Annotated in this window: 29 protein-coding genes, 1 tRNA gene and 1 other annotated feature; of the genes, 24 read left to right on the top strand and 6 right to left on the bottom strand. The window is 38.8% G+C overall.

The features are described from left to right. Positions 1–16 precede the first annotated feature (16 nt). Positions 17–2,521 carry a phage baseplate upper protein gene (locus tag ACYSNQ_RS01170; RefSeq protein WP_426080934.1) on the top strand — a complete coding sequence of 835 codons (2,505 nt, stop codon included), beginning with the start codon at positions 17–19 and terminating at the stop codon, positions 2,519–2,521. Between the two features lie 211 nt (positions 2,522–2,732). On the opposite strand, the gene ACYSNQ_RS01165 is transcribed toward ACYSNQ_RS01170, so the two are convergent. After that, positions 2,733–2,806, bottom strand: a tRNA-Arg gene (locus ACYSNQ_RS01165). A 333-nt stretch (positions 2,807–3,139) separates the two neighbouring features. Then, the gene (locus tag ACYSNQ_RS01160) at positions 3,140–3,355 is read right to left on the bottom strand and encodes a DUF898 family protein (protein WP_426081155.1); all 216 of its coding nucleotides are present in this window, start codon (positions 3,353–3,355) and stop codon (positions 3,140–3,142) included. Positions 3,356–3,636: 281 nt separating this feature from the next. Beyond that, positions 3,637–3,710: a sequence feature (ribosomal protein L21 leader region), on the top strand. Between the two features lie 19 nt (positions 3,711–3,729). On the opposite strand from ACYSNQ_RS01160, the gene rplU reads away from it, so the two are divergent. The 4 genes from rplU (at position 3,730) to ACYSNQ_RS01140 (ending at position 5,241) form a co-directional block, all read left to right on the top strand. Continuing rightward, complete coding sequence (gene rplU / locus ACYSNQ_RS01155; protein ID WP_426080933.1) at positions 3,730–4,038, top strand: 50S ribosomal protein L21; 309 nt, start codon at positions 3,730–3,732, stop codon at positions 4,036–4,038. A 29-nt stretch (positions 4,039–4,067) separates the two neighbouring features. Next, positions 4,068–4,406 carry a ribosomal-processing cysteine protease Prp gene (locus tag ACYSNQ_RS01150; RefSeq protein WP_426080932.1) on the top strand — a complete coding sequence of 113 codons (339 nt, stop codon included), beginning with the start codon at positions 4,068–4,070 and terminating at the stop codon, positions 4,404–4,406. A gap of 13 nt (positions 4,407–4,419) precedes the next feature. Continuing rightward, positions 4,420–4,704 (top strand): 50S ribosomal protein L27, encoded by a 285-nt coding sequence (rpmA, locus tag ACYSNQ_RS01145; RefSeq protein WP_202064294.1) that lies wholly within the window; start codon positions 4,420–4,422, stop codon positions 4,702–4,704. 342 nt (positions 4,705–5,046) lie between these two features. After that, positions 5,047–5,241 (top strand): hypothetical protein, encoded by a 195-nt coding sequence (locus ACYSNQ_RS01140; protein ID WP_426080931.1) that lies wholly within the window; start codon positions 5,047–5,049, stop codon positions 5,239–5,241. Positions 5,242–5,754: 513 nt separating this feature from the next. Here the strand turns inward: ACYSNQ_RS01140 and gloA2 are convergent. Beyond that, positions 5,755–6,135 carry an SMU1112c/YaeR family gloxylase I-like metalloprotein gene (gene gloA2, locus ACYSNQ_RS01135; RefSeq protein WP_426080930.1) on the bottom strand — a complete coding sequence of 127 codons (381 nt, stop codon included), beginning with the start codon at positions 6,133–6,135 and terminating at the stop codon, positions 5,755–5,757. Positions 6,136–6,283: 148 nt separating this feature from the next. On the opposite strand from gloA2, the gene ACYSNQ_RS01130 reads away from it, so the two are divergent. Continuing rightward, a complete protein-coding gene (locus tag ACYSNQ_RS01130) occupies positions 6,284–6,688 on the top strand; it encodes a pyridoxamine 5'-phosphate oxidase family protein (protein ID WP_426080929.1) in 405 nt (134 codons plus the stop codon). A 400-nt stretch (positions 6,689–7,088) separates the two neighbouring features. Here the strand turns inward: ACYSNQ_RS01130 and ACYSNQ_RS01125 are convergent, their stop codons facing one another. Continuing rightward, complete coding sequence (locus ACYSNQ_RS01125; protein ID WP_426080928.1) at positions 7,089–7,904, bottom strand: metallophosphoesterase; 816 nt, start codon at positions 7,902–7,904, stop codon at positions 7,089–7,091. A gap of 385 nt (positions 7,905–8,289) precedes the next feature. On the opposite strand from ACYSNQ_RS01125, the gene ACYSNQ_RS01120 reads away from it, so the two are divergent. From ACYSNQ_RS01120 to recN, 11 genes are all read left to right on the top strand, one after another. Continuing rightward, positions 8,290–9,354 (top strand): M24 family metallopeptidase, encoded by a 1,065-nt coding sequence (locus tag ACYSNQ_RS01120; protein ID WP_426080927.1) that lies wholly within the window; start codon positions 8,290–8,292, stop codon positions 9,352–9,354. Between the two features lie 335 nt (positions 9,355–9,689). Beyond that, a complete protein-coding gene (efp, locus tag ACYSNQ_RS01115) occupies positions 9,690–10,247 on the top strand; it encodes an elongation factor P (protein ID WP_426080926.1) in 558 nt (185 codons plus the stop codon). Between the two features lie 18 nt (positions 10,248–10,265). Then, on the top strand, positions 10,266–10,691 hold the full coding sequence (locus ACYSNQ_RS01110) for an Asp23/Gls24 family envelope stress response protein (RefSeq protein WP_426080925.1): 426 nt from the start codon (positions 10,266–10,268) through the stop codon (positions 10,689–10,691). Further along, positions 10,688–11,134, top strand: a complete 447-nt coding sequence (nusB, locus tag ACYSNQ_RS01105; protein WP_426080924.1) for a transcription antitermination factor NusB — start codon at positions 10,688–10,690, stop codon at positions 11,132–11,134. The genes ACYSNQ_RS01110 and nusB overlap by 4 nt, the downstream gene beginning before the upstream one ends. Positions 11,135–11,352: 218 nt before the next feature. Beyond that, positions 11,353–12,198 carry a bifunctional methylenetetrahydrofolate dehydrogenase/methenyltetrahydrofolate cyclohydrolase gene (locus tag ACYSNQ_RS01100; protein WP_426080923.1) on the top strand — a complete coding sequence of 282 codons (846 nt, stop codon included), beginning with the start codon at positions 11,353–11,355 and terminating at the stop codon, positions 12,196–12,198. A 9-nt stretch (positions 12,199–12,207) separates the two neighbouring features. Continuing rightward, on the top strand, positions 12,208–13,554 hold the full coding sequence (gene xseA / locus ACYSNQ_RS01095) for an exodeoxyribonuclease VII large subunit (protein WP_426080922.1): 1,347 nt from the start codon (positions 12,208–12,210) through the stop codon (positions 13,552–13,554). A gap of 1 nt (position 13,555) precedes the next feature. Further along, positions 13,556–13,789, top strand: coding sequence for an exodeoxyribonuclease VII small subunit (locus ACYSNQ_RS01090; protein WP_426080921.1), 234 nt, complete (start codon positions 13,556–13,558; stop codon positions 13,787–13,789). Further along, positions 13,786–14,676, top strand: a complete 891-nt coding sequence (locus ACYSNQ_RS01085; RefSeq protein ID WP_426080920.1) for a polyprenyl synthetase family protein — start codon at positions 13,786–13,788, stop codon at positions 14,674–14,676. Before ACYSNQ_RS01090 ends, ACYSNQ_RS01085 begins: the two co-directional genes overlap by 4 nt. A gap of 13 nt (positions 14,677–14,689) precedes the next feature. Beyond that, positions 14,690–15,511, top strand: coding sequence for a TlyA family RNA methyltransferase (locus ACYSNQ_RS01080; protein ID WP_426080919.1), 822 nt, complete (start codon positions 14,690–14,692; stop codon positions 15,509–15,511). A gap of 402 nt (positions 15,512–15,913) precedes the next feature. Beyond that, entirely contained in the window at positions 15,914–16,363 is a 450-nt protein-coding gene (gene argR, locus ACYSNQ_RS01075) for an arginine repressor (protein WP_426080918.1), read from the top strand. A gap of 24 nt (positions 16,364–16,387) precedes the next feature. After that, the gene (recN, locus tag ACYSNQ_RS01070) at positions 16,388–18,082 is read left to right on the top strand and encodes a DNA repair protein RecN (protein WP_426080917.1); all 1,695 of its coding nucleotides are present in this window, start codon (positions 16,388–16,390) and stop codon (positions 18,080–18,082) included. A 141-nt stretch (positions 18,083–18,223) separates the two neighbouring features. On the opposite strand, the gene ACYSNQ_RS01065 is transcribed toward recN, so the two are convergent. Then, positions 18,224–18,337, bottom strand: coding sequence for a DUF4044 domain-containing protein (locus tag ACYSNQ_RS01065; protein WP_426080916.1), 114 nt, complete (start codon positions 18,335–18,337; stop codon positions 18,224–18,226). A gap of 64 nt (positions 18,338–18,401) precedes the next feature. Continuing rightward, positions 18,402–19,358 (bottom strand): magnesium transporter CorA family protein, encoded by a 957-nt coding sequence (locus tag ACYSNQ_RS01060; protein ID WP_426080915.1) that lies wholly within the window; start codon positions 19,356–19,358, stop codon positions 18,402–18,404. A gap of 424 nt (positions 19,359–19,782) precedes the next feature. On the opposite strand from ACYSNQ_RS01060, the gene ACYSNQ_RS01055 reads away from it, so the two are divergent. The 7 genes from ACYSNQ_RS01055 (at position 19,783) to murD (ending at position 26,588) form a co-directional block, all read left to right on the top strand. Next, positions 19,783–20,154 carry a DUF3397 domain-containing protein gene (locus tag ACYSNQ_RS01055; RefSeq protein ID WP_426080914.1) on the top strand — a complete coding sequence of 124 codons (372 nt, stop codon included), beginning with the start codon at positions 19,783–19,785 and terminating at the stop codon, positions 20,152–20,154. A 181-nt stretch (positions 20,155–20,335) separates the two neighbouring features. Beyond that, positions 20,336–20,767 carry a division/cell wall cluster transcriptional repressor MraZ gene (mraZ, locus tag ACYSNQ_RS01050; protein WP_426080913.1) on the top strand — a complete coding sequence of 144 codons (432 nt, stop codon included), beginning with the start codon at positions 20,336–20,338 and terminating at the stop codon, positions 20,765–20,767. A gap of 16 nt (positions 20,768–20,783) precedes the next feature. Beyond that, positions 20,784–21,740, top strand: coding sequence for a 16S rRNA (cytosine(1402)-N(4))-methyltransferase RsmH (gene rsmH / locus ACYSNQ_RS01045; RefSeq protein ID WP_426080912.1), 957 nt, complete (start codon positions 20,784–20,786; stop codon positions 21,738–21,740). 143 nt (positions 21,741–21,883) lie between these two features. After that, entirely contained in the window at positions 21,884–22,288 is a 405-nt protein-coding gene (gene ftsL, locus ACYSNQ_RS01040; protein WP_426080911.1) for a cell division protein FtsL, read from the top strand. 2 nt (positions 22,289–22,290) lie between these two features. Further along, entirely contained in the window at positions 22,291–24,204 is a 1,914-nt protein-coding gene (locus ACYSNQ_RS01035; protein WP_426080910.1) for a peptidoglycan D,D-transpeptidase FtsI family protein, read from the top strand. A gap of 32 nt (positions 24,205–24,236) precedes the next feature. Then, positions 24,237–25,202: a phospho-N-acetylmuramoyl-pentapeptide-transferase gene (gene mraY / locus ACYSNQ_RS01030; protein ID WP_426080909.1), complete on the top strand. Its 966-nt coding sequence runs from the start codon at positions 24,237–24,239 to the stop codon at positions 25,200–25,202. A 15-nt stretch (positions 25,203–25,217) separates the two neighbouring features. Continuing rightward, a complete protein-coding gene (murD, locus tag ACYSNQ_RS01025; protein WP_426081154.1) occupies positions 25,218–26,588 on the top strand; it encodes a UDP-N-acetylmuramoyl-L-alanine--D-glutamate ligase in 1,371 nt (456 codons plus the stop codon). Positions 26,589–26,596: the final 8 nt, after the last annotated feature.

The raw sequence follows: 26,596 nt of genomic DNA, 5'->3' as shown, positions 1-26,596 counted from the left end.
AGAAAGGAGTGATTGAATGACTATCACTTATCCGGTTTTCTTGTCAATAACACAACCAAACGATAACATTCCAACAATTGTTATTCGACAATTTGACGAGGGAACCCAAACATTAGAAGTAACTGTAACAGAGAAAGGACAGCCCAAAGATATCACTGGTTTTACGCCCTTCTTTTGTGTGAAACAGGGACATCATTCAGGTCTTGGAATTTCAGAACAGCGAGTAACTCAGATTATTGATGCCAAAAACGGCAAGCTGCGTTATACCTTGACGAATTATGATATGCAGAATATTGGTGAGAATACTGCCTATTTTGCTTTCAGAACACTGAAAGAAGATAATACATGGCAGCAACAGTTCTCTACAAGAGATTTCCATTATCAAGTGAAGAAAAGTATTTTTGGTGATGGAATTAAAGACAGTAATTACATTTGGACTTTTGAAGAAATCCTGCGGTATTTCAGAGAATGGTTGAGCAAGTCAAAAGAAGATTTTGTCGAATGGAATGAAGAAGCAAAAAGAGAAATTCTGATGATAATTAAAGAATTTCAAAAATGGATTAATGAAAATCAGAAGGAATATGAAGATTGGTTAGAGAATAGCAAAATTTCTTGGACAGATTGGGTAGAATCAATTAGAGAAATTTTAGAAAGTATCGATCCAGGAGGCGCAATTCTAACCGAATTAACGGATGCTCGAGGATCATTTCCTAGATTGAAGAATCGTTTGGATAATCAGGACGAAAAAATTAAAAGTAAACGCAATAAAAATGAACCAAAAGCTGGGCTTGTTCTAAATAATAAGTTTAGATATCAACATTCAACTAACGGATATTGTGTTCCTCAGGGATTTTGTTCTACAGAAAATAGTTTTCTGATTGTTTATAATGATCATTATACGGATGGTCGTACTGAGTCTGAAATGTGTTTACTGCAAGAGATTTCTTTTGAAAATGGAGAAATATTAAGAGAGAAAGAAATTGAACTAGGGCACGGAAATGGTCTAACATATAGAGAAGATACTAATGAAGTATTATGTGTTGCAGGATTTATGTTGGGCAATGAAAATAAAGAGGTCATAGTTATTGATTACGATACGCTAACAATCAAGAAGACTTATCCAACAAGTCTAAATTTGACTGCAATCAGCTATGATAAAAGCAGTAAACGCCTGTGGGCAAAAAGTAATAAAACTATTTGTGAGTTAAATCTGAATGATTATAGCATTTTAAAGAGATTTGAGATTGAGACAGATAGTATTGGACAAGATATCTGTGCTCAGAATAATTATATTTATTTGCCATTATCGAATCCTGAAAGTATGATGGTTGTTGATGATATGGGGAATCTAATTCAAAATTATAAAGTTCCTCGTTATAGTGGGGATAATACGTATATTAATGAATTAGAAGGGGTTGCCCATGTAAAAGGTAATCAGTTCGCGTTAATATCATTCAATTTCTCAAGTCTATCTAAAAAAAGTTCTGATATTAATATTTTCCTATTTGATGTTATCTCTTCACAACAAATTTTAAGAAGGACATTTTCAAATTATCCGAACGCACGAATTGATTATCATGTTGACTGTAATTATACAGGATTTGATAGTGATGGAACAAAGGAAAAGCCGTATAAGAATTTAAATCAATGCTTTAATGCATGTGCGAATGCTGCTTATATGTACACAATATACATGGCGGAAGGTGAATACCCCTTCGCCGAATTGAGTATGGTTCAAACACTTATAGAGATACAAGGTAATGGAGCAACGATTCATGGGTTAGCTTTCAACAGAGTATCAAAATTGAGTTTAAACAATTTGATCTTAACAAATAAGGAAAGTAGCCATGCATTGACCTTGGATAATATTTCAACTGCAAAGTTAATTGGTATAGAATCGAAAATGAAAGTCGGCACAAAGTGCTTCCGTTTCTTCGATAGCAGTGTAAGTATGGAAAAATGTACAATTCTGGGAGATGGCGTTACAAGCAGCAATACTCAGATATATGAAGTTGGTTCCACTGTAAATACTGATACAGCTTTTAGTATTTCGAATAGAAGCTCCTTAAACTTTTCTCATACATCTTTACAGGATAAAATTGTGGTAGGAAATGGGGTTGCAAAATTGGCAACCTATCCACCTACAGTAGTTTTTAATCGTAGTGATGCAAACAAAAAGTTCTTTGGCTATGCAAAAATTAACAGAATGATTTTTAATGATTTTCTATTGACGTTTAATATTGGTACAACTTTTATGTCACAAGAAAAAATTAACACTCGAGACATCAATACATTGGTAAGATTCATAGAAGTAGCCAATACTACTGGAGATTTAATCGCATACGAGCTACGTTTAGTACAGGTTTATGATGATAAGCAGTTGTTAAAGGATATTCAAATAACCGAAAGTCGCAAAACAACTTTTAAATCAGATGGTTCTCGATCTTATACTAACTGGAACACGTCAAGTAGCTACCCAGAAGATCTTCCGCATATTGAAACGATTCGAGTCTTTTCTTAAATAAAATCAATGAATTTGAGAATACAGATGTAAAAAATTACCGACAAAATAAAAAAGTAAAAATGATAATTGAAAGCAGTAACAGAGTAGGGAAAGACAGAAAAAGCAACTTAACGGGAAAAACTTCTGTCTAGATTCCGTAGTAATTAGTAATTTTTATAATAGAGAATAAAAAACCCGATTGAAGTGTTGACTTCAATCGGGTTAATTACGTGCCAGGAGGGATTCGAACCCCCGACCGCTCGCTTAGAAGGCGAGTGCTCTATCCAGCTGAGCTACTAGCACAAACATAATTTACTTTAAATTAAGTAGTTGCATCATGGTCTCTCTATAAATCAGCAACATCAATATGTTATCAGAAAACGGTGGGAGTTGCAAGAAGAAATTTTAGTTTAAAATAACTTAATTTTTTATGAATCATCCAACTGTATTTTAGACTGGGATTAGTCATTAAAATACTTAAAAGCACAAGCTAAACTTTATTAATTTTCAACTGTTGTGATCACTAGATTACAAGTAAATATTAGGAGCAAAGCTTCTCTAATATATGGAAAATGCATAAATGCGGAAAACATAGAATCAGAAGCTTTGTCCCAAACGCCATTAACTATTTTAATCTTAGTAGAACCTAGTATGGCTAACTTTCCATTGCTCCAGTTTAATCTGTACCCAGAAACCATAAATACCTAATGTAACGATTGTCAGCAGCAGCCATTTAATCCAGCTGCCGAACAGTCCAATAGCTGTTCCAGTAAACTGACAGCGCCGGCCCTCGATCACTGTGTGTTCAATCTTCCATCTGTACATCATGCAAATCCCCCACGGTGCGCAGATACCAAGTGTGAAGAAACTTACAGCTCAAGCAAGAATACCAGTCAGAATATAGCTGCCGAGACCTCCATCAAAATATGACTCTTTCATTTTTACACCCCCTTAATAAATCAGGTAACATTTTATCACAGATATTTTTATAAAAATACAATTACTTTTTTTTAAAGGTTCCAAGAAAGTAGAGTCCATGCTTAATGAAATCTGAAAATCACAGTCTAAAACACAATTTTTGATTGACTGAACAGGTGTATTTTGATATGATGTTAATGTTGTAATTGTGGACTCCACAGCTACAACCGCTCAGAACAAGTTTTTAAGTACGTTTTTGTCGCTTGGGATGGCGAGTCTAAGTCTAGAAGAAGGAGGTGCTGTATAGCATGTACGCAATTATCAAAACTGGTGGCAAACAAGTAAAAGTTGAGGTAGGTCAAGCAATCTATGTTGAAAAATTAAACGTAGAAGCTGGCGAAAAAGTTGTTTTTGACGAGGTTATCCTTGTTGGCGGCGAATCTACAAAAGTAGGTGCTCCAACTGTTGCAGGTGCAACTGTAGAAGGAACTGTTGAAAAACACGGTAAACAAAAGAAAGTGGTAACTTTCAAGTACAAACCGAAAAAACACACTCATCGCAAACAAGGTCATCGTCAACCATATACAAAAGTTGTTATTGATGCCATCAATGCTTAATTCCTGTTTATAGGAAAGAAGGAGAAAGAATGATTAAAGGTTCTTTCAAACGAGATGAAGCGGGTCAAATCGTTTCATTTGAGATTGCCGGACACGCAGAAGCCGCTGAATTCGGTGAAGATGTCATTTGTGCAGCTGTATCAGTTCTTGCTGTCAGCACAGTCAATGGGATTGAAGCCCTTGCGGGATTTGAACCAATTGTTGATGCGGATGAAGCAGAGGGCGGATATATGTATGTAGAAATGTTGTCCGATGTTAATCAAGAACAAACGAATATTTCTCAGATTTTGCTGGAAAATCTCTTACTGGGATTACAGGCAATTGAAGAAGAACATACTGAATTTATTACACTCACAACTCAAAATTAGGAGGTGCAGACATATGTTGAAAATGAATTTACAATTTTTTGCCCATAAAAAAGGTGGAGGTTCTACTTCCAACGGACGTGATTCAGAATCTAAACGTTTAGGCGCGAAGAGTGCTGATGGTCAAACAGTTACAGGTGGTTCTATTTTATACCGTCAACGCGGAACTAAAATTTACCCAGGTGTAAATGTTGGTATCGGTGGAGACGACACATTATTTGCAAAAGTTGACGGAGTTGTACGTTTCGAACGTAAAGGCCGCGACAAAAAGCAGGTTTCTGTTTATCCAGTAGCTAACTAATAATATGCTGCAGCCCTTTTTTAAAAGGTCTGCAGTTTTTTATTTATTATGTAGATTAAGCTAAGTAAATAGGAGTGGCAGCCAAGTACTGATGAAGAGGTAAAAATACGATGAAACAAGCTGTTTAAATGGTTCTATAGCTGAATGTAGCCCGCTTTAATAATTAAGAAAAGGGCATATTTTTATGAATAAACAGCTTAAATTTTTGAAGTTTCTATTATATTGGAAAAATATTTATTAATATGTCTAAGTTTGCTTCAAATGATGGAATCGAGAAAGGCAAAAGGATTGATTTTAAAAGAAAAAATGTGTATGCTCAAAAAAAGGGAAGGAGGGATGTACATGTATGCGGTAAAGGTTTTCCATGGTTACATCTGTCATGACGGACATCGAACACGAAATAAAGAAGCGGCTCGAGTCTTTCAGGACATTAGTCAGGCAGAAAAATTTGCAAAAACTATCGGCGGACGAGTGAAGGAGCTAGTGAATACTGTTGAAAAATCGAATGTACAAGAAAGTATCTCAAATAAATCTTAAGCGAGTGAAAGCTCATCTAAATGAAAAGTCCCTTTAAGGCTAAGACATTCTTAATCTAAGAAATGTCTTGGTCTTTTTTATTTACATACATAGAAACTTTTTCAGAGTACTTAGAATTTGGTTGAAAACTAAAAGTTTATGATATTATAATGTTAAAAAACTACTTTAATTTTGCTATATTTTTATTGAAAGCGCAGTCATGAAGTGGGAGATGCAAAAGGGGATGTATTAACAGCCTCAGCTTAGAGACTGGATTTTGCTGATGTAGGAATTTCGGTTATTAAACTTGATAAAGAAATGACATTCAAATTATATCTAAATATTGTCTTTCTCCGTATTGCAGAGAAATAGCTTTCTTCGTTTTTTTAACTTAAGAACAGAGAAGGTTGGAAAAAAGTGCCCTGTTCCGGGAAAAAGCCGGAACGGGGCACTTTTGAAAGGTTGTTTTTTAGATTGGAATGTAGCTGACCTTGAGTGCCTCCGGTCATTTTCTCTCATGCTAAGAGCAGCTGATTATTCATGGATTTCTAAAGGCAGACCATCTGGGTCAAAGAAGAAGGTCATCTTTTCTTCGGTAAAGTCGTCTATCCGAATAGGCTCGCAGAGAACGCCATGATTCGACAAATAAGCACATACAGCCTCTACATCATCTACTTTGAATGCTAAATGGCGCAAGCCTAATGCTTCAGGATAAGAAGGACGCTTTGGAAAGACGTCGCTGATAAATATCTCCAGCTCATACAATCCCAGCTTAAGGTCTAGTTTTATATCATTTTTCTCTGCTCTAATATTCTCCCGAATGATTGAGAAGCCAAGAATATCAACATAAAAATCTTTTGTTTTTTGATAATTAGAAGCATTAACAGCAATATGGTGAATTTTTTGGAAAAACATGAATGAATCCTCCTGAATCGGCATTTTTACAGAACATATCAATTATAGCAAAAGGTTGATACAATGATAAATAAAAGAGATATTTTTTATTATTGGTAAATTATTGGTATAATGAAAATATGTAAGGATTCTGAGGAGGGATAGCTTCATGGAGCTTCACGATCGTATCAACCATTTGCTAAGTTCAAGTACTGTCTTCTTAATTGCTTCGATTGACTACAGAGGGTTTCCATCAGTTATAACAGTCTCTAGACCGTTGTGGCGGGAAGGACTGCTGAAAATGCGTTTTTATCTTGATGGCGACGGGGAAACCGTTCAGAATCTGTTGCGCAATCCTAATGGGGCTGTTTGCTGCTATCAAGAGCTGGAGTATGAGAGTATGTCGTTGAAAGGAAAATTCTCGGTTGAGTATTTAGAGTCACTAAAGGATATTGAACACGAGTTAAGTGATTACCAAAGAGAACTTAAACATGAAAAACCAGTAATAGTTACCTTTGAAACGTGGACAGCGAAGATTCATTCTGAAAAACATAGTCAGGAGATTATTGTCTGATTTGCTTTTTTAATTGGAAACTGTAATTTAAACAACTGAAAACAGCTAGCGTATGAACCGACCGCCAAAAGTTAGACCGAAAAACCTAACTTTTGGAGGTCGGTATATTTATAGCTAAATCTAGCTTTAAATTCAAATTGATAATTGTTCAAGAATATCCTGAAGGGCAAGAGGGGAGCTTTTATCTTGCCAAAGAACACAGAATCAAAGCACATAAACAGATACAAGATTGAAGTAACACCAATCGAAAAATTGGTGGAATTCCTCTTCTCCAAATAAAAGGACTTGAAACAAAAACAGAAATTTTCTGATAATCGTTCCAAGTCTTACGAGTTCATTCAATTTTTTGTTCTACTATCATAATTTTGGGTAACACTAATTTTTTAACTCTATTGTACCTTTAGATATATAGTTGAAAAAAAGAAATTTGCGGAGGGACTCTAAATCTAACCGGAATGGCAGTTGTACCTAGACCTGTATTGACATAGAGCTTTGTATTTTCCCCTAAGCTGTAAAAACCGCTGATATATTTTTCTGCTAGCCGAGTATTTACTGGTAAGAAGGGAATTCGTACCTGTCCGCCATGACTGTGTCCGCTCAGGACAAGAGAGGCACCGTAAGCGGCAGCAGGTTCAGTGACATCAGGCTCATGGCTGAGCAGGATAGTGTAGTCATCGCTAGTGTGTCCGTTAAACGCCGCTTCCATCGACGGTGCACCGAAAAGAGAGTCGTCGATTCCTGCTAAATATAAGCTGCTGTTTCCTTCGACGGGCAGTCTGACACCTTCATTTTCCAGTAGTTGAAAACCACTGTTAGCCATAACCGCTGCATAAACAGAAGCAGCGCCGCCGCCATAATCATGGTTGCCCCAAACAGCAAACTTACCCATAGGAGCTTGGATGCTATTCAAAAGCTCGATGGTCTCATCTACCGGACCATAAGCAGCAAAGTTATCAAATAAATCTCCAGTAAATACAACGATATCAGGTTCTTGTTCATTAACTTTTTCAACGATTTTTTTTAGTTGGTCAGTTGGATAGCTTTTTTGAAGGTGGATATCTGAAATCTGTAATAGCTTTACTGCGGTTTGGCTATTGCTGCTGCCTAAGGTATGGCGGTCAACTGTCAACATTTTTGGTTCTATAAAAAAGGCATAAAACGCCAGAGCAATTCCAGTTATGGTTAATGCGAAAAATCCTATAATCATTTTTTTCATCAGTCACCAGCTTTCTGATAGATTTGTACATAGAGTATACCGAAGAAATCTCGTTCATATGTAGATAAGCAAAAATCTTTAAACTAAATTAGAAAAGATATAGTTTTCAATAAATGAGGGGTTGTCTTAATTTTTCAGCTATTATTTAGCTGGAAAATTTTTTTAGGAAGTCCGACCTGCCTGTACGCGGAATAGCTGTTTTAATTCCTTCTATTATATACCGAAACGAGTAAGCCTATAGGTGTGTTTTTTTCTGTATTGCGTGTAGAAAGTAAAGAATACGGAAAGATAGTTTTACGGAACTTATATAGTTAATCAGTTGTTTCACAGATGAACTTTGTTATAATGTAAAGAAGCAACTAATCAAGGAAAGAAGGAACAATTGATGATGATAAGAGTGAATAAGCTGAGACAAGAAATGAAAAAAAATAATATTTCAGCATTTTTAGTAACTAGTGAATATAATCTGCGCTACTTAACGAATTTTACTGGAACTACAGGATTAGCGGTCATCACGTTAGACAAGGCATTTTTCATTACTGATTTTCGTTATACAGAACAAGCGGGACAGCAGGCTCAAGGATTCGAAATTATTAAAAATACTGGTCCGATTTTTGATGAGGTAATGAAGCTGGCTGAAGCTGAAAAGCTTGAGAATATTGCGTTTGAAGAAATGTTTGTCAGCTTTGCGGAGTATAGCGTGCTTGAAGAGATATTACCTTGTGATATGATTCCAGTTGCAGGAATGATTGAAGCATTAAGAGAAATCAAGGATGCAGAAGAAATCGCGATTATCGAAAAAGCTTGTGCCATTGCAGATTCGGCTTTTGAACACATTCTTAAAGTAATTAAACCTGGTATGACGGAAATTGAAATAGCAAACCAGCTGGATTTTTATATGCGCTCATTAGGGGCATACGGTGTTTCTTTTGAAACGATTGTGGCCAGCGGACTGCGTTCAGCAATGCCGCATGGTGTTGCCAGTGAAAAACTAATTGAAAAAGGCGACTTTGTTACTATCGATTTTGGCTGCTATTATCAGGGCTACGTTTCTGATATGACAAGAACATTTTCAGTAGGAGAGCCAGCACCAAAATTGAAAGAAATATATCAAATTGTTTTGGAAGCGCAGTTGAAGGTTTTAGAAGCCGCAAAGCCGGGGCTTACCGGAATTCAGCTTGATGCAGTGGCACGTGATCATATTGCCTCTTACGGTTATGGTGATGCGTTTGGACACAGTACTGGTCATGGTATTGGTTTAGAAATACATGAAGGACCAAATGTTTCCTTTAAGGCAGAAAAACAGTTTGTCCCAGGAAATGTAATCACAGACGAACCGGGAATCTATCTGCCGGGAATCGGCGGTGTTCGGATTGAAGATGATTTGCTGATTACAGAAGAAGGAAATCGTGTTTTGACCCATTCACCAAAAGAGTTGATTATTTTATAAGGACTGCTTGATTTCCAGTTGGCTATAGTTGAAAACAGTTTGGAAAGACTGGCGGTTTGTTTTTCTTGTTCAAAATAGAGCAATTAGCTTGGTGGAATCTTCGCTTTTCTGGTGGCGTAAGCAACTGTTTAATGGTACACTAGGAACGTGTAAAAAGTCTGTCTTTTATGTATAAATCCTGCTAAATAGACGAGCTGATTCTTTTAACTCTTTGTATATTGCTGAAAGTAGAGGCGTATACAAATCGAGACCGGCTGATTCCTATTATGGAGATTTTCATAAGATTTATATAGAAATAACAGTACCTGCTGTATATAAGATAGAGGGGGAAACAAATGATTTCTGTGAATGATTTCAAAACGGGACTGACAATTGAAGTGGATGGCGCGATTTGGCGTGTTGTTGATTTTCAACATGTGAAACCTGGAAAAGGAGCTGCGTTTGTTCGTTCTAAATTAAAGAATCTTAGAACAGGCGGCGTTCAGGAAAAAACATTCCGGGCTGGCGAGAAGGTGGCAAAGGCTCAAATAGACAACCGCAAAATGCAGTATTTGTATGAGAGCGGTGGAAGCCATGTATTTATGGATTTGGAAACCTATGAGCAGATTGAAATTCCAGAAGAGCAAATTCAGGATGAGCTGAAATATATGCTGGAAAATATGGAATTGAACATCATTATGTTTGGCTCGGAGATTCTAGGTGTTGATTTACCAAATACAGTTACATTGGAAGTAGCTTCGACAGATCCGAATATCAAGGGAGATACTTCTTCCGGCGGTTCAAAACCGGCAACAATGGAAACTGGCGCAGTAGTCAATGTACCCTTTTTTGTCAATCAGGGAGATCGCCTGATTGTCAATACAGCAGATGGAACATACGTATCGAGAGCGTAAAGAAAAGGAGAACTTATCATGGCTGATGAAAAAAATCTTATTATCAACAATACAAGCGACGCACTTGGAGAAATTGTGATTGCTCCAGAGGTGATTGAAGTAATCATTGGGATAGCAACTTCCAAGGTGGACGGCGTTTATGGCATGAGAGGAACCTTTGCCAATAACGTAAACGAATTTCTAGGGCGTGCGGCTCATGGAAAAGGTGTTTACTTAAATAATGATGAAGACGGCCTAAAGGTAGATATTTACTGCTACCTGAATTATGGCGTATCTGTCCCCAAAGTGGCTTTGGAAATGCAGGAACGGGTAAAACAACAAGTGCTGTTCATGACAGATATCGATTTAGCTGAAGTCAATATCCATGTAGTTGCTGTTGTTCCGGAAAAGCTTCCAGAACCGGATTTCTCTGAACTTTTCCCAGAGGACGGAGAAGACCAATGAGTAAAGAGACGTTTACTCGTCACGAGATTAGAGAAAAAGCATTACAGGCGTTATTTCCGCTGGATTTCAATAGTGATTTGACTAAGCAGGATGCGATCACACATGCATTGGAACTGGACCATGGCGAAATAGTCAGTGAAGATGGAGAAGAATTTGTTCCGGTATATTTGGATGTCTTAGTTGGTGGCGTCTGTGACAAAAAAGCTGAGATGGACCAGATGATTGAAGCTCACTTAGGCAAAGGCTGGACAATTAACCGGATTGCTAAAATGGATTTAGTCATTATGCGGATTGCTATTTTTGAAATGCTGTACGTCAGTGATGTACCGAACACTGTTGCGTTGAATGAAGCAATTGAATTAACAAAGAAATATAGCGATGATCATTCAAGAAAATTCGTCAATGGCGTATTGTCGAATATCATGAAGGAAATAAGCGAATAAAGAACGGTAGATTCGGAACAGCAACAGGGTTCCGGATCTTTTTTTGTTAATTGAAGCGAACCGAGTGTCAGCTGTAGCCTGACTTATTTTGAGCACAGGCCACTTTTTATAGACGGCTATTTCGTTCATTTATTGTGAAAGCTTTATTTCTTATAGTGTAATGTAAGGGGAAATTATGCTAGAATAAAAGCATTGAAAAAATGATAGGGAGTGGCAGGATGGGACAATTAATTAATGGCAGAGAGCTGGCAGACAAGCTGCAGGCTGAAATGAAGGAAGAAGTTACCCGTTTACGAGAAGAGGGCATCCGTCCTGGGTTAGTTGTACTATTAGTTGGAGAAAACCAAGCAAGTCAGACCTATGTTAAAAATAAAGATTTAGCAGCTGAGCGCATTGGTATTTATTCGAAAGTAGAGCGTTTGCCGGAATCAATCAGTGAAAACGAATTGCTAGAACGAATTGCCTATTACAATCAATCGGCTGATTTTCATGGGATTTTAGTTCAGTTGCCGCTTCCGGCTCACATAGATGAAGAGAAGGTGTTGCTGGCGATTGATCCGGCAAAGGATGTAGATGGCTTTCATCCGATGAATCTAGGTCATTTATTTGTAGGAAATCCAGTGATGATTCCTTGTACGCCTTACGGTATTATGAAAATGTTTGAAGCATATAATATTAATCTTGAAGGAAAAAGAGCAGTTATTATCGGCAGAAGCAACATTGTAGGGAAACCTATGGCACAGCTGTTGTTAATGAAAAATGCTACCGTAACAATTGCTCATTCGAAAACAAAAAATCTTCCGGAGCTGGCAAAAGAAGCGGATATTTTAGTAGTGGCTATCGGCAGAGGTCACTTTGTGACAAAGGAGTTTGTGAAAGACGGCGCAGTAGTCATTGATGTTGGAATGAACCGTGATGAAAACGGCAAGCTTATCGGGGATGTAAAATTTGATGAAGTTGAGCCGTTAGCTAGCTTTATTACACCAGTTCCTAAAGGTGTAGGTCCGATGACGATTACGATGCTGATGTATCAGACAATTGAGGCCGCAAAAAAGTTGAAATAGGTGAATAGGATGGATCAGCAGTATTTAACAGTCACTGCCTTAACAAAATATTTAAAGCGTAAATTTGATGCAGACCCTTATTTAGGCAGAGTATACTTGACTGGAGAAATTTCTAATTTCCGGCTGCGGGCAAATGCCCACCAGTATTTCAGTTTGAAGGACGACAAGGCGAAGATTTCAGCAATTATGTTTAAATCAGCTTTTCAAAAACTAAAATTCCAGCCCAAAGAGGGGATGAAGGTTCTTGTTGTCGGTCGGATTTCATTATATGAAAATGGCGGTTCGTATCAGATTTATATTGAGCATATGGAACCTGATGGTGTAGGAGCTTTGTATCAGGCACTTGCAGAGCTAAAAGAAAAGCTGGCAAAGGAAGGGCTTTTCAATGGAGTCAAGCAGCCGTTAGTTCGATATCCCAAACGAGTTGCAGTTATCACAAGTCCAAGCGGAGCTGTTATTAGGGATATCATAACGACCGTAAAAAGAAGATATCCTATTGCTCAGCTTGTGCTTTTCCCAACCTTGGTTCAAGGAAATCAAGCAGCTTCGGATATTGTAAAAAATATTCAAAAGGTAGAAGAATTAGGAAATTTTGATACGACGATCATCGGCCGGGGCGGTGGTTCAATTGAAGATTTATGGCCGTTCAATGAAGAGCAGGTTGCCCGGGCAATCTATCAAGCAAAGACACCAGTTATATCCTCAGTAGGACATGAAACAGACGTAACCATTGCTGATTTAGTTGCGGATGTCCGGGCGGCTACGCCAACCGCTGCGGCAGAACTGGCTGTTCCTGTACTATCTGAAGAGCTGTTGCGAATCAGGGAGAAGCAGAATCGTCTGGAGCAGGCATTTCTTTATCTTCTGCAGCAAAAAACAGATCGCTATACTCGTTTGAAAAATTCTTATGTTTTTCTTCAACCGGATCGTTTGTATGAAGGACAGAAAATCAAACTGGACCAGACAACCCAGCGTCTGGTGCAGGGCATGCAGACTATCTATCATGAAACCTATCAAGAGGCGCAGCGGATTATTAGTCGTCTGGAGCAGCAAAATCTTTCCGGGAGACTTAGAGAAGGTCGGCAGCAGCTGACTTTTGTTGACCAGCGGTTGAAGGATCGGATGGAACAATACATGGAAAACAGACAGCAGCGGCTTCTTTCAGCTATTCAGCAGCTTGACCTGCTAAGTCCGTTGAAAATCATGGGCCGCGGCTACAGCTATACCACCAAAGAAGAGAACGTCGTTAAATCAGCACAAGAGCTGCAGACTGAGGAGCAGATTACAGTGCACTATATCGACGGAACGGTCCAGGCGACAGTGACGTCTATCGAATTGAAAGAAGAGGAGCAGTGAAATGCCTAAAAAGAATGAACCAACATTTGAAGAATCGCTAAATGAATTGGAAGAAATTGTTCAGCGCTTAGAACGGGGAGATGTTCCTCTTGAGGAAGCGCTGGACGCTTTTCAAAAGGGAATGGTTTTAAGTAAAAAATGTCAGGATACATTAGAAAAAGCTGAAACTACATTGACAAAAATGATGACAGAAAGCAATGAAGAAGTTGCTTTTGAAGCGAGTGAGAGCGAATGACGGTATACAACAACTTTTATTCGGTTCAAGTTCCTCTCATTGAACAGGAAATGATTGATTTTCTTGAAGAGCACACATCAAATAGCTATCTAAAAGAGAGTATGCTGTACTCTATTCAAGCTGGAGGAAAGCGCCTGCGACCTTTGCTGGTTCTAGCTACAGTCCTTTCTTTTGGCAGAGAGCTGGAGAAAAAGGACTATCAAACAGCTGCGGCATTGGAAATGATTCATACTTATTCGCTGATTCATGATGACCTTCCAGCGATGGACGATGATGATTTGCGCAGAGGTAAGCCGACAAATCATAAGGTTTATGGAGAAGCTCATGGGATTTTGGCAGGAGATGGTTTGTTGACTGCTGCTTTTCAACTGCTTAGTCTTAGTCAGATGGAGATGAACGAAAAGGTTTTGTTGCTGCAGCTGTTAACAAAAGCTGCTGGTACTGAAGGAATGGTTGCAGGACAAGCAGGAGATCTTCAGGGAGAACAGCGCTCATTGAGCTTGGAGCAGCTAATGGATGTTCACAAAAAGAAGACAGGTGCATTAATTGAGTTTGCGCTATTAGCGGGTGGTATTTTATCGGAACAGGTAGAAGAAATCGTGGAGCTTCTTGGTGAATTTGCTCAGCATTTGGGATTAGCTTTTCAAATTAGAGACGACTTGCTGGATGTAATCAGCTCAGAAGAAGAGCTGGGAAAACAGGTAGGCAGAGATGAAACGCTGAATAAAAGCACGTATCCGGGGTTGTTGGGCGTGGAAGGAGCAAAGACTGCGTTTGAAGAGCAAATGGCTTCCGCTGAGTCGAAGCTGCTTGAGGTTCAAAAAAATAATGATGAATTTCAGCCTGAGCTGTTGAAAGAAATTTTGAAGCAGCTGGCGCTTCAATGAGGGAGACGAACACATGAAAAAGGAACGTGTAGATGTTCTGGCATTTAATCAGGGCTTGTTTGAAACGAGAGAAAAAGCGAAGCGGAGTGTTATGGCTGGCTTAGTATATAATGAAAAGAATGAGCGGCTTGATAAGCCGGGAGAAAAAATAGCTGTTGAAACAAAGCTGCAGATTAAAGGGCAGACATTGCCTTATGTTTCCCGAGGCGGCCTGAAGCTGGAAAAAGCATTAAAGGTTTTTGACATCGATGTGAATGGGAAGGTGATGCTTGATATTGGCTCATCTACTGGCGGATTCACGGATGTTGCTTTGCAAAATGGTGCCAAGATGAGCTATGCACTGGATGTAGGCTATAATCAGCTTGCATGGAAAATTAGGCAGGATGAACGGGTAGTAGTGATGGAGCGAACCAATTTCCGTTATAGCAAACCTGAGGACTTTACTCATGGACAGCCTGAAGTTGCAACGATTGATGTCTCCTTTATTTCTTTGCGACTGATTCTGCCGCCGCTGCATGAGATTTTAACAGCGGGTGGAGATGTCGTAGCATTGATTAAGCCGCAGTTTGAAGCAGGGAAAGAACAGGTTGGGAAAAAGGGCATTGTCCGTGACCCGGCTGTTCATAAATCAGTGTTGGAGGATATTTTGAACTTTGCTGCTAGTAATCGCTATGAAGTAGCAGCTTTGGATTTTTCGCCAATTACTGGGGGAGAAGGAAATATCGAATTTCTCGTTCACCTTGTTTCAAGTGACGAAGTTGGAGGATCTCTATCAATTGATACGATTAATCAAATCGTCGAACAGGCACATCAGGAATTAAAGAATAAAGAATAGAATAGCAGAATATGAGAACTGGAAAGGGTTGTTTCAATCACTTCCAGCTTTTTTATACAAAGAGAGTCTGAAAGACTGTGGACAAGAAATTTTAAAGAGTATATAAAGTCTGAAAAAAGAATGAGCTGTAGTGAAGCTCTTTTGAGCATTCTCTGCTAGAATATCTAATAGTTTTAATTGGCGAATAAGAGTCAGAATGTATGCCACTTACTTTTCTATTTAACCGTAAATATCTCAAATAATAAAAGACGGATGTTTTGAAACGGGTAAGTACGACAGATAAACGTATAATGGATGAATAAATATGTAATAAAAAGCAGAAATTAATTTTTTATTACTTTAAAAATGGGTAGAAATACGCTATGATGAAATGGAAATGAACCTGAAAAGGAGTAAATTACTATGAGAAAGAAAGACCGGCATAGATTAATCACCCGTTTGCTCTCGGACAATGATATTCAAAAGCAGGAAGATTTTGTTGCTTTGCTAAATGAAAAAGGCGTGGAGGTAACACAAGCAACCATTTCAAGAGATATTAAAGAGATGAAGCTGATTAAGATACCTTCGGTAGATGGCGGCTACCGTTATAGCATTCCTATGGAAACAAATGAAGATACCGCTCATAAGCTGAACAAGCTGATGAAGGAAGCTTTTGTTTCTGTGGATCAAATGGAAAAATTTGTTGTATTACATACGATTCCCGGGAACGCCAAAGCGTCTGCTGACTTAATCGAAAAGCAATATAAAGAACAGCTTTTTTCAACGATTTGTGACGATGACAGTATTTTAATGATTACACGTACAGAAGCTGCCGCTGTTTTTTTAAGAGATGAGTTTTTTAACTATTTATAAACAATGAATTAGAGGTGAAGTAGTATGCTGCAGCAGCTTTCAATAAAGAACTTTGCAATTATTTCTTCTCTTGAATTGGAATTTCATGAAGGAATGACCGTTCTAACCGGAGAAACTGGGGCGGGGAAATCGATTATCATAGATGCAGTAGGGTTACTGACTGGCGGGCGCGGCTCTAGTGATTTTATTCGACAAGGAGCTTCCAAGTGTACTTTGGAAGGTGTTTTTGCTTTACCAGAGAATATAGAGCTTTATGCATTGCTGGATGAGCAGGGCATTGAACGGGAAGAAGAAATTTTGATTCTACAAAGAGACATTTTTACGTCTGGAAAAAATATCTGCCGAGTAAACGGACGGATAGTTACTATAGCTGCACTAAGACGTATTGGTGAATATTTGGTAGATATTCATGGGCAGAATGAGCATCAGGAATTGATGCATAATGACCGTCATTTAGGTATGCTGGATGATTTTGGCGGCAGTCGATTGCGACAGCTTAAAACCAATTATACCCAGATATATCTGGAATACAGGCAATTAGAAAAGCGCGTCAGAGACCTTCAGAAAAATGAAAAAGCTTTCGCTCAGCGAATCGACATGCTGCAGTTCCAAAGGAATGAGATTGAGGAAGCGAAGCTCCAGCCTGGTGAAGAAGAACGGCTGACGGAAGAACGAAATAAGCTGGCAAACTTCCAGAAGATTGCAGATGTTTTAGCAGAAAGCTACGAAGCGATTAACGGCGAAGAGAACAGCAGCTTAGACCGAGTGGCATATGCGATGAATGAGCTGGCAACAATTGAAACGCTGGATTCTGATTATCTGACTATTTCCGAGGCTGTTCAAAATGGCTACTATCAGTTACAGGAAGCTAGTGCTGATTTGTCCCGTCATTTAGGACAGCTGGAATTGGATGAAGGACGTTTGGATGAGGTAGAAAACCGGTTGGAACTGATTCGACAGTTAAAAAGAAAATATGGAGAATCAGTCACAGCTATCCTTGAGTATTATCAGGAAATAACAGCTGAGCTAGCTGAAAACGGTCAACTGAACGGTGAAGCCGGCGAGCTGGAAGAAGTTTTGACAGATAAGAAAAATCAGGTGCTGAAGTTAGGTGCACAGTTGAGCAGTGAACGGAAAAAAACGGCCGCTGTTTTAGAAAAAAGCATTTTAAAAGAGCTGAAGGAACTTTATATGGAAAGAACAGTTTTCCAAGTGAAGTTTCTGGAGCACGATGAACAGGCAATTACGGAAGACGGCTTGGATCAGGTTGAATTTTATATCACTACAAACCCTGGTGAACCGCTGAAGCCGCTGGTTAAAGTAGCATCAGGAGGAGAACTCTCCCGGGTAATGCTGGCGCTAAAAACGATTTTTTCAAAAACTCAGGGGATTACAAGTATTGTATTTGATGAAGTGGATACTGGCGTTAGCGGTCGGGTTGCCCAGGCAATCGCTGATAAAATTCATCAGATATCCAGCGACTCTCAGGTATTGTGTATCACTCACTTGCCTCAGGTTGCAGCGACAGCGGATTATCAATACTTTATCTCAAAAGAGATAGCTGATGATCGTACAGAGACAAACGTACGAATGCTGACTGGTAAAGAACGTGTGGATGAGATTGCACGAATGCTTGCCGGCAGCGAGATTACTCCGCTAACAGTAGAGCATGCAAAAGAGCTGCTTCAATTAGCAGAAAGAGAAAAAAAGCAGCAGTAAGTAGTATGACTGCTTAAGTTTATTTAGACAAAAAGACACTGGCGAAAAACTCGTCAGTGCCTTTTTGTGCTATTAAGCTGAATCAAAAATAGAGGTCTAGAGCAGTCTAAAAAACAAAATCCGGACCATCTGAATATTCGTCTATCTAAGGTATAAAATTGCAGTGAGTATCGTTGAACCGACAATGGCAATCAACATCAACCAGACGACTACTTTTGTGATTTTTGATAGCGTACTATCTTTCTTTTTTCCCATTTGTCCTCACATCCTTTGTCTTTTTATAGTTTACAACCTTTTGTGAGAAACAGCAATATAAAATTTAGAGGAGGTTCTTTTTTCTCAAATAATAGATAACAAGTCCGCAGAGACCGAAAGTTACTAAGAAAATCCAGAAGAAGGCATCTTCCCGATTTGCAAAGGGAAGCTTTACATTCATACCGTAAACACCGCCAATGATTGTTGGGATTGTCAGTACCACTGTTAAGGAAGTTAGCACCTTCATGACGATGTTCAGATTGTTTGAGACGATTGCTGAAAACGTACTGCTAATCTGATCCACCAGTTTCAGCTCAATTCGGGTTGTTGCTAATCCCTGCTTCATCTCCACCAGCACGTCGTGAAGGAAGGGCAGGTGGTCAATCATTTCAGAATGTTTGCGGTCATTATATAATTTGTTAACTACATTCAAATTTTCTGAAAGAGCAGATTCAAAATAAACCAGACTTTTTTGAATATCCATCATCTGATATAACTGTTTATTTTCAGTTGCTACTTTCAGTTCACCCTCAAGATGGTTGATTTCATCAATAATTTTTGTAAGAAAATTATTATAGTTTTTGGAAATATGCCAAAGAACCCGAAAAAGCAAATAGCTCTGAAAAGAAAGTTCATTTCCAGTATAAGGCTCTAACTTAATCTTGTTAATAAAATCTGCCGGTTTATCTGAAATCGTAATTATTTTATTGTTTGTTGTCCGAATCATTACAAAAGGATAAGTTTCCAGCTGCATATAGCCGCTGGGACTAACGGAGGCGAAGGGATACTCAATCAAAATTAGTGCTGCACGCTTTGTGCTATCGTGCCAGTTCCCTTCGGCACGCGCGTTCTCTTTCTCATCAAGTACACTGGTTAGATAATCCTTTGGCAGATCATAAGCTGAAAGCAGATATTTGATGTCCTCAGTGGTCGGCATCTCCACCATAAGCCAGTCAACTTCCTTGTTGTTCTCTGATTGGGGACTAAAACCTTCAGCAGTACTTTTAAAAAATGTAATCATACAATAGCACCTCTTTCTGTAATACTATAAACATGCAGATAAACTTACTGTATTAGATTGATAATTGGTATTTAGTTTTGCCTATCTACCATTCTACTAGCTTTTTTGAATAAGTGAAACATTCATACTATTAATCTGAAGGAGTATGGGCTCTTTACAGCCTGTTTAACCTTTAGTTATCTTCCTTTTTTGTTAAAGAAGTCTGCACAAGCAACGGCTTAAAAGGAAGTAAAAGTATCCAGAATATTATCGTTTTATTTTAGTTTTACTACTTATACTTATTATAAAGGATAAAACTCTTGTGCAGTAACGTAAGGACCTGTAAAATAGTATTATTTAGGCATGAATTTTTAAAGGAAATGAAACATGTATGTAAACTAAATAAAGTATAGTTAAATTAAGTGTTAGAAAGGAATTGTTTGGAATGGTCTCTTTTTCAATTGTTATGCTTCTTTGGTATGTTTTTCCTGTCGCTGTATTGTTTGCAGTGAATTATCTCATTTCACGACTTTCGCTTGCAGAAACTTATAAAATCAAGGCGCCGGATATTGCCATTCCATTTCTGTTGATTGGGCTTCATGTGCTGTCCAAGGATACCTATGGGCAGTCGATTATCCCGTATATGCTGATTTCGATTTTACTGTTGGGAATTTGCGTGGCAGTATTTCAAGCATATTACTATGGGGAACTGATTTATGGACGCTTTTTCAAGATGTTTTGGCGATTGAACTTCTTATTAATCTTAGTTGTTTATGTGCTGATGATTTTAGCCAATCTTGGACATTATCTATTTTAAATGATAAAAACTGGATAAAGCTTATCCTATAGAGTATGATGGCGTTTTCCTTCGAAAATTTAAATATTACAAACTTTTTAAATAACAATTAATTAGAGAAACTTTTCTGGTTTTAAGTGGTAGAAAGTGGGAGAATGTGGTAGACTGTTTCTATCAAGTGGAAAAGTGGGGAAAATCAGCTATGTTGATTGGTGAATTTCAACATAATATTGACGCCAAAGGAAGACTGATTGTACCAGCCAAACTTCGCGATGAGCTAGGAGAAACATTCATTGTGACGAGAGGAATGGACGGTTGTCTGTTTGGTTATCCATTATCAGAATGGGAAATATTAGAAGAAAAGCTTAAAAGCATGCCGTTAGCAAAGAAAGATGCCCGTACTTTCGTCCGCTTTTTTTATTCAGCAGCTACTGAGTGTGAGGTAGATAAGCAGGGGAGAATTAATATCCCTGCTGCTTTGAGAACTCATGCTGATTTGAAGAAGGGCTGTGTCATTATTGGCGTTTCCAATCGGATTGAAATTTGGGATGAGGAACGCTGGACAGCATTTTCTACAGAAGCTGAAGAGAATTTTGATGAAATCGCAGAAACGATGATTGATTTTGGTTTTTAAGGATGAGGAGCAATAGATGGTGGAGTTTCAGCATTATACTGTGATGTTAAAGGAAACAGTAGACGGATTAGCTGTGAAAAAGAATGGCATATATGTAGATTGTACCCTTGGCGGTGCTGGGCATAGTGAATATCTTTTGGCACAGTTGGATGAAACCGGACATCTGTATGCTTTTGATCAGGATCAAAAAGCCTTGGATCACGCAGCCGAACGATTGAAAGAGTATGTAGATAAAGGTATGGTAACATTTGTTAAGTCTAATTTCCGTTATTTACAGGAAAGACTAGCTGATTATGGGGTTACTCGTGTCGATGGGGTTTTATATGATTTAGGTGTTTCTTCCCCGCAGCTGGATGAGGCGGAACGAGGATTCAGCTATCATAAAGATGCACCGCTGGATATGCGGATGGATCAGTCGGCAGCAGTTAGTGCCTACCATGTAGTAAATGACTATTCCTACCAAGAACTAATAAAGATTTTCTTTCGTTATGGAGAAGAAAAATTTTCGAAACAGATTGCTCGGGAAATCGAGCGTGTTCGAGAAAAACAGCCAATAGAAACAACAGGCGAATTGGTGGATATTATTAAAACAGCGATTCCGGCTCCAGCCAGACGCAGCGGCGGACATCCTGCTAAGAGAATTTTTCAGGCAGTACGCATTGCTGTAAATGACGAGCTAAGTGTAATCGAAGAATCATTAGAACAGGCGATTGCTCTTTTGGATAAGGGTGGAAGAATTAGTGTAATTACTTTCCATTCACTGGAAGATCGGATTGTTAAAACGATTTTTAGAGAGTATAGTTCGGTGAAGGATTTACCACCAGGATTACCGGTGATTCCAGAAGAGTTTCAACCCGAACTTAAGGTGATAAACAGGAAACCGCTATTGCCGAGTGCGCAGGAGCTGGAAGAAAATAACCGTTCCCGCAGTGCAAAGCTGAGAATAGCTGAAAAAATCAAAGAATCTAATTGATTGTCTTATTCTTAATGATGAGAAATTGTACTTTATATAATAGAAGAAAAAGTTCAGGTATTTGTTCATAGAGCAGTAAAAGAATGAGATTCTTTTACCGGAACCTGAATTTGATAATTGATAGATGGAAAGGAGAGCGCAGCATGGCTGAGTTGAAAAAATACCAAGAAACATCTTATGACTTACCTGTAATTGACGAAGCTGTCATTGAAACAGAAAGTCCTGTAAAAAAAACTCAGACGCCAAGTGCTCTACCCTATTCTCCAAAGAAGCGTTTACGCAACGTTTCGTTGTTTGAAAAATTCTTAAGTGTTGTATTATTAGCCGCAGCTATCAGTATGGCTGTACTGACGATTCAAGTGAGAACGGCAATTGTTCAGACAACTAATGAAATCACTGATGCTCAAGCTGAAATCACAGAAAAAGAAGAAAAGGCCCTGAAGCTGGAACAGGAAAGAAATGAGCTTTCCAAAGCAGAAAGAATCAAGAAAATTGCTGAAGAGCAAGGTCTTTCAGAAAATGATGGAAACTTAAGGAAAGTGAACTGATTATGAGTAAAAGAAAAAGAATAAAAGCGTTTATTCAGAAAAAAAATTTAAATCCAATGAACAATCGTAAAAAAGTAGGCATTATTTTATTTGCTACAAGTATTGGGTTGTTCTTTTTGTTTGCTGTTAGATTGACCTATATCATTGGTGCAGGAAAAGTGGCAGGTGTTTCTCTTAAAGAAAAGACTGAAGCCTTATATACTGGCAGCAAAGTGATAAAAGCTAAACGCGGGTCTATTTTAGATAAGAACGGACAGGTCATTGCAGAAGATGCCACGTCTTATTCTCTTTATGTTGTCCTGTCGGAAGACTTTTTAGGTCAGGATAATAAAAAACTCTATGCTCAAAGAAAAGATTATGATGCGATTGCCGAGGTTTTGGACAAGTATACGAACCTGAGTAAAGAAGAGGCTTTGAAATATTTAAACAATGGAACAAAAGACGATGGTACAGTGCAGTTCCAGGTGGAATTTGGTACAAACGGCAAGGACCTTTCTCTGGAGACACGTCAGAATATTGAGAGTGATTTAGAAGCACGTAAAATAGAAGGTGTTTATTTTGAAGACCATCCGGCACGAATTTATCCAAATGGTGTCTTTTCTTCCCACTTTATCGGATATACAGATTTAGCAGATCCTGATGATGAATCAACAGGCTTGGTTGGGAAAATGGGGCTGGAAAAATCTTATAACAAACTGCTTAGCGGGAAAGACGGAAAAATTGAGTATCAAAAAGATGTCAACGGTAATCCAATTCCTGGTTCTGTAATAGAAGACGCTGAAGCTGAAGAAGGAAAAGATATCTATACAACATTAGATATCAGGTTACAGACGCGGCTTGAAGATTTGCTTAATCCGGTAGTGGAAAAATATGAACCGGAAAATATGACGGCTATGCTGATGGAAGCAAAAACCGGAAATATTGTTGCGATGGCTCAGCGGCCGTCATTTGATCCAGCAACAAAAGAAGGTTTGGGTGGTGATTCTGTCTGGCGGAATATTTTAGTAGAGGATGCTTTTGAACCAGGCTCAACAATGAAAATATTTACAGCAGCTGCTGCAATTCAGCAAGGAGTATTCGATCCAAATGCAACGTTTGTTTATCCGTACGGCGGTGTGGATCTTGATCCTGACCGTGGAGTTGTGGTTAATGACTGGGATAAGGGTGAAAAAGGAACGCTGACATTTCGTCAAGCCATTTCATGGTCCAGTAACGTAGGAATGCTTCGACTGGAAGAAATGATGGGCGGAGAAACTTGGAAGCAGTACTTGACAAATTTTGGATTTGGCAAAACGACTAATTCTGGATTAGAAAATGAATCAGAAGGAACTATTCCAGGGGATAATATTGTCGATCAGGCAATGTCTTCATTCGGACAAGCTGTTTCCGTAACAAATTTTCAAATGATGCAGGGCTATTCTGCGTTTGCAAATGATGGAACAATGCTTAAACCTCAATACATTAGTAAAATAGTAAATCCGGACACCGGAGAAGAAACAATAACACAAAGAGAAGAAGTTGGAACACCAGTGAGTGCACAGGCAGTAAATGATGTGCGGACATACATGGTAGATACGGTTGAAGATCCAACTTACGGAATTGCCTACGATGTATATACGGTACCGGACTATCACGTAGCTGCTAAAACAGGAACAGCTCAGATTACAGGGGAAAGCGGATATATGGAAGGCGACACAGATTATACGTATTCTGTTGTGGAGATGGTACCGGCAGAAAGCCCTGAATATATCTTGTATGTAACGATGAGAAGACCTCAGCATTATGTTAAAACAGCTATGGCTGAAATTGCTAATCCTTTGATGAAGCTGGCAATGGAAATCAAAGCAGCAGATGCAGAAGGAAATACAGTAGACGCAACAAACGGAACAGACGCAGCAGCTGCTGCTGGAAATTAATTATGAAGTTGAAGTGAATTAGGAGAGATAATATGGAGTGGACACAGATTTTTATTCCCATAGCAGTTAGTTTTGCATTGACGGTTTCCGCCATGCCAATGTTCATTGGGTATTTCCAGATGAAAAAGCAAGGGCAAGTGACTCGTGAAGAAGGTCCGACCTGGCACAACGTCAAAACCGGAACACCAACTATGGGCGGTGTAGTTTTTCTAGTAGCAGCCTTTGTTACAGCTTTATTGACCGGATTGTGGCTGCAGCAGCTGACAGCATCTGTGTTCGTTATGCTCTTCATTTTAGTATTATATGGCTTGCTTGGATTTTTAGATGATTTTATCAAAATCTTTAAGAAACGTAATATGGGATTAAACTCTCGTCAAAAACTGATTGGTCAAATTTTAGGTGGGATTGTCTTTTATTTGGTTTACCGAATGGAAGGACTACCAGATAGTATCAATTTATTTGAAGTCGTAGAACTGCCCTTGGGCGTGTTGTACGGTGTATTCATTATTTTTTGGTTAGTAGGTTTTTCAAATGCAGTGAACTTGACGGATGGAATTGATGGTCTTGTTTCTGGGTTAGGAACGATTTCTTTTGGAACCTATGCGATTATCGCCTGGAAACAACAGCAATTCGATGTTGTAATTGTTTGTTTAAGTGTAATCGGTGGTTTGCTAGGATTCTTTCCTTATAATAAAAAGCCGGCTAAGATATTTATGGGCGATGTAGGCTCTTTAGCTTTGGGCGGATTATTGGCGGCTATTTCAATTATACTCAGACAGGAATGGACGCTTCTGCTAATTGGTTTTGTTTATGTTTGTGAAACAGCAAGCGTGATGCTGCAAGTTTTTTCTTTTAAAGTATTTGGTAAGCGAATCTTCAAGATGTCCCCGATTCATCATCATTTCGAGATGTGCGGCTGGTCTGAGTGGAAGATCGATATTATTTTTTGGTTAGTTGGTTTGATTGGGTCAGCACTCACACTTTGGATTTTGTTCTAGTGAAGGGGAAAAATGATGAAAAAAATTACGACATACGAAAATAAGAAAATTTTAGTTCTTGGTTTGGCAAAAAGTGGAGTTAGTGCGGCAAAACTGCTGCACGAGTTAGGTGCGCTGGTTACTGTAAATGATTTTAAACAATTTGATCAAAACCCTGATGCCCAAGATTTATTAAGCTTGGGTATTCGTGTTGTTACAGGAGGACATCCTATCGAGCTGATGGATGAAGATTTTTACATGGTAGTCAAGAATCCCGGTATCCCTTACAACAATACTTTAGTTGAACGAGCTGTTGAAAAAGGACTGCCCGTGCTTACCGAAGTGGAGCTAGCCTATCAGATTGCCGAGTGCCCGATAATTGGGATTACTGGTACGAATGGAAAAACAACGACGACCACGATGATTGGACTGCTGTTGAATGCTGATCGTGAAGCAGGAACAGCTCGTTTGGCCGGTAATATCGGATTTCCAGCTAGTCAAGTAGCACAGGAAGCGGACAAGGCAGATGAACTGGTCATGGAGCTCTCCAGTTTTCAGTTAATGGGAATTGATTCATTTAAGCCGGAAATCGCAGTAATTACTAATTTATATGAAGCGCATTTAGATTATCATGGCTCACGTGAGGAATATGTTAAAGCGAAATGGCAGCTTCAAAAAAATATGACAGCCACTGAATATCTGATTCTAAACTGGGATCAGGAAGAACTGCGCAGAATGAGTGAGACGACGAAAGCAACGGTTATTCCATTTTCAGTAGAAGCCAAAGTTGATGGAGCCTATTGTTTAGACGGCGTTTTATACTACAAAGATGAAGCTGTTATGAAGGCTGCTGAATTAGGTGTTCCGGGAAGTCATAACATAGAAAATGCTTTAGCTGCCATTGCTGTAGCTAAGCTGAAAAAGGTTACGAATGAAGCAGTCAGAGCAACCTTAAAGAGCTTTACCGGCGTTCCCCATCGAACACAGTATGTTGGTGAGCTTCATGGAAGAAAATTTTATAATGATTCTAAGGCGACGAATATTTTAGCGACTGAAAAAGCGCTAAGCGGATTTGAAAATGAACAATTGATTCTTTTGGCCGGAGGATTGGATCGAGGCAATGAATTTGATGAATTGATTCCTTCACTTGTTGGACTGAAAGGGATGGTTTTATTTGGAGAAACCAAGGATAAATTATATCAGGCTGCTGTACAGGCTGGTGTTGGCAAGATCAAATTGACAGAGAATGTTGAAACTGCGGTTAAAGAAGCCTATGATTTTTCAGAAAAAAATGATACTATTTTACTGTCGCCTGCGTGTGCGAGCTGGGATCAGTACCCAAACTTTGAAATTCGCGGAGATAAGTTTATGCAGGCCTTTCAACAGCTAAAACAAATAGAAAAGTGAGAAGAGCG

Source organism: Enterococcus sp. LJL51, from assembly GCF_054871795.1.
This window is presented reverse-complemented; position numbering and strand designations above follow the sequence as displayed.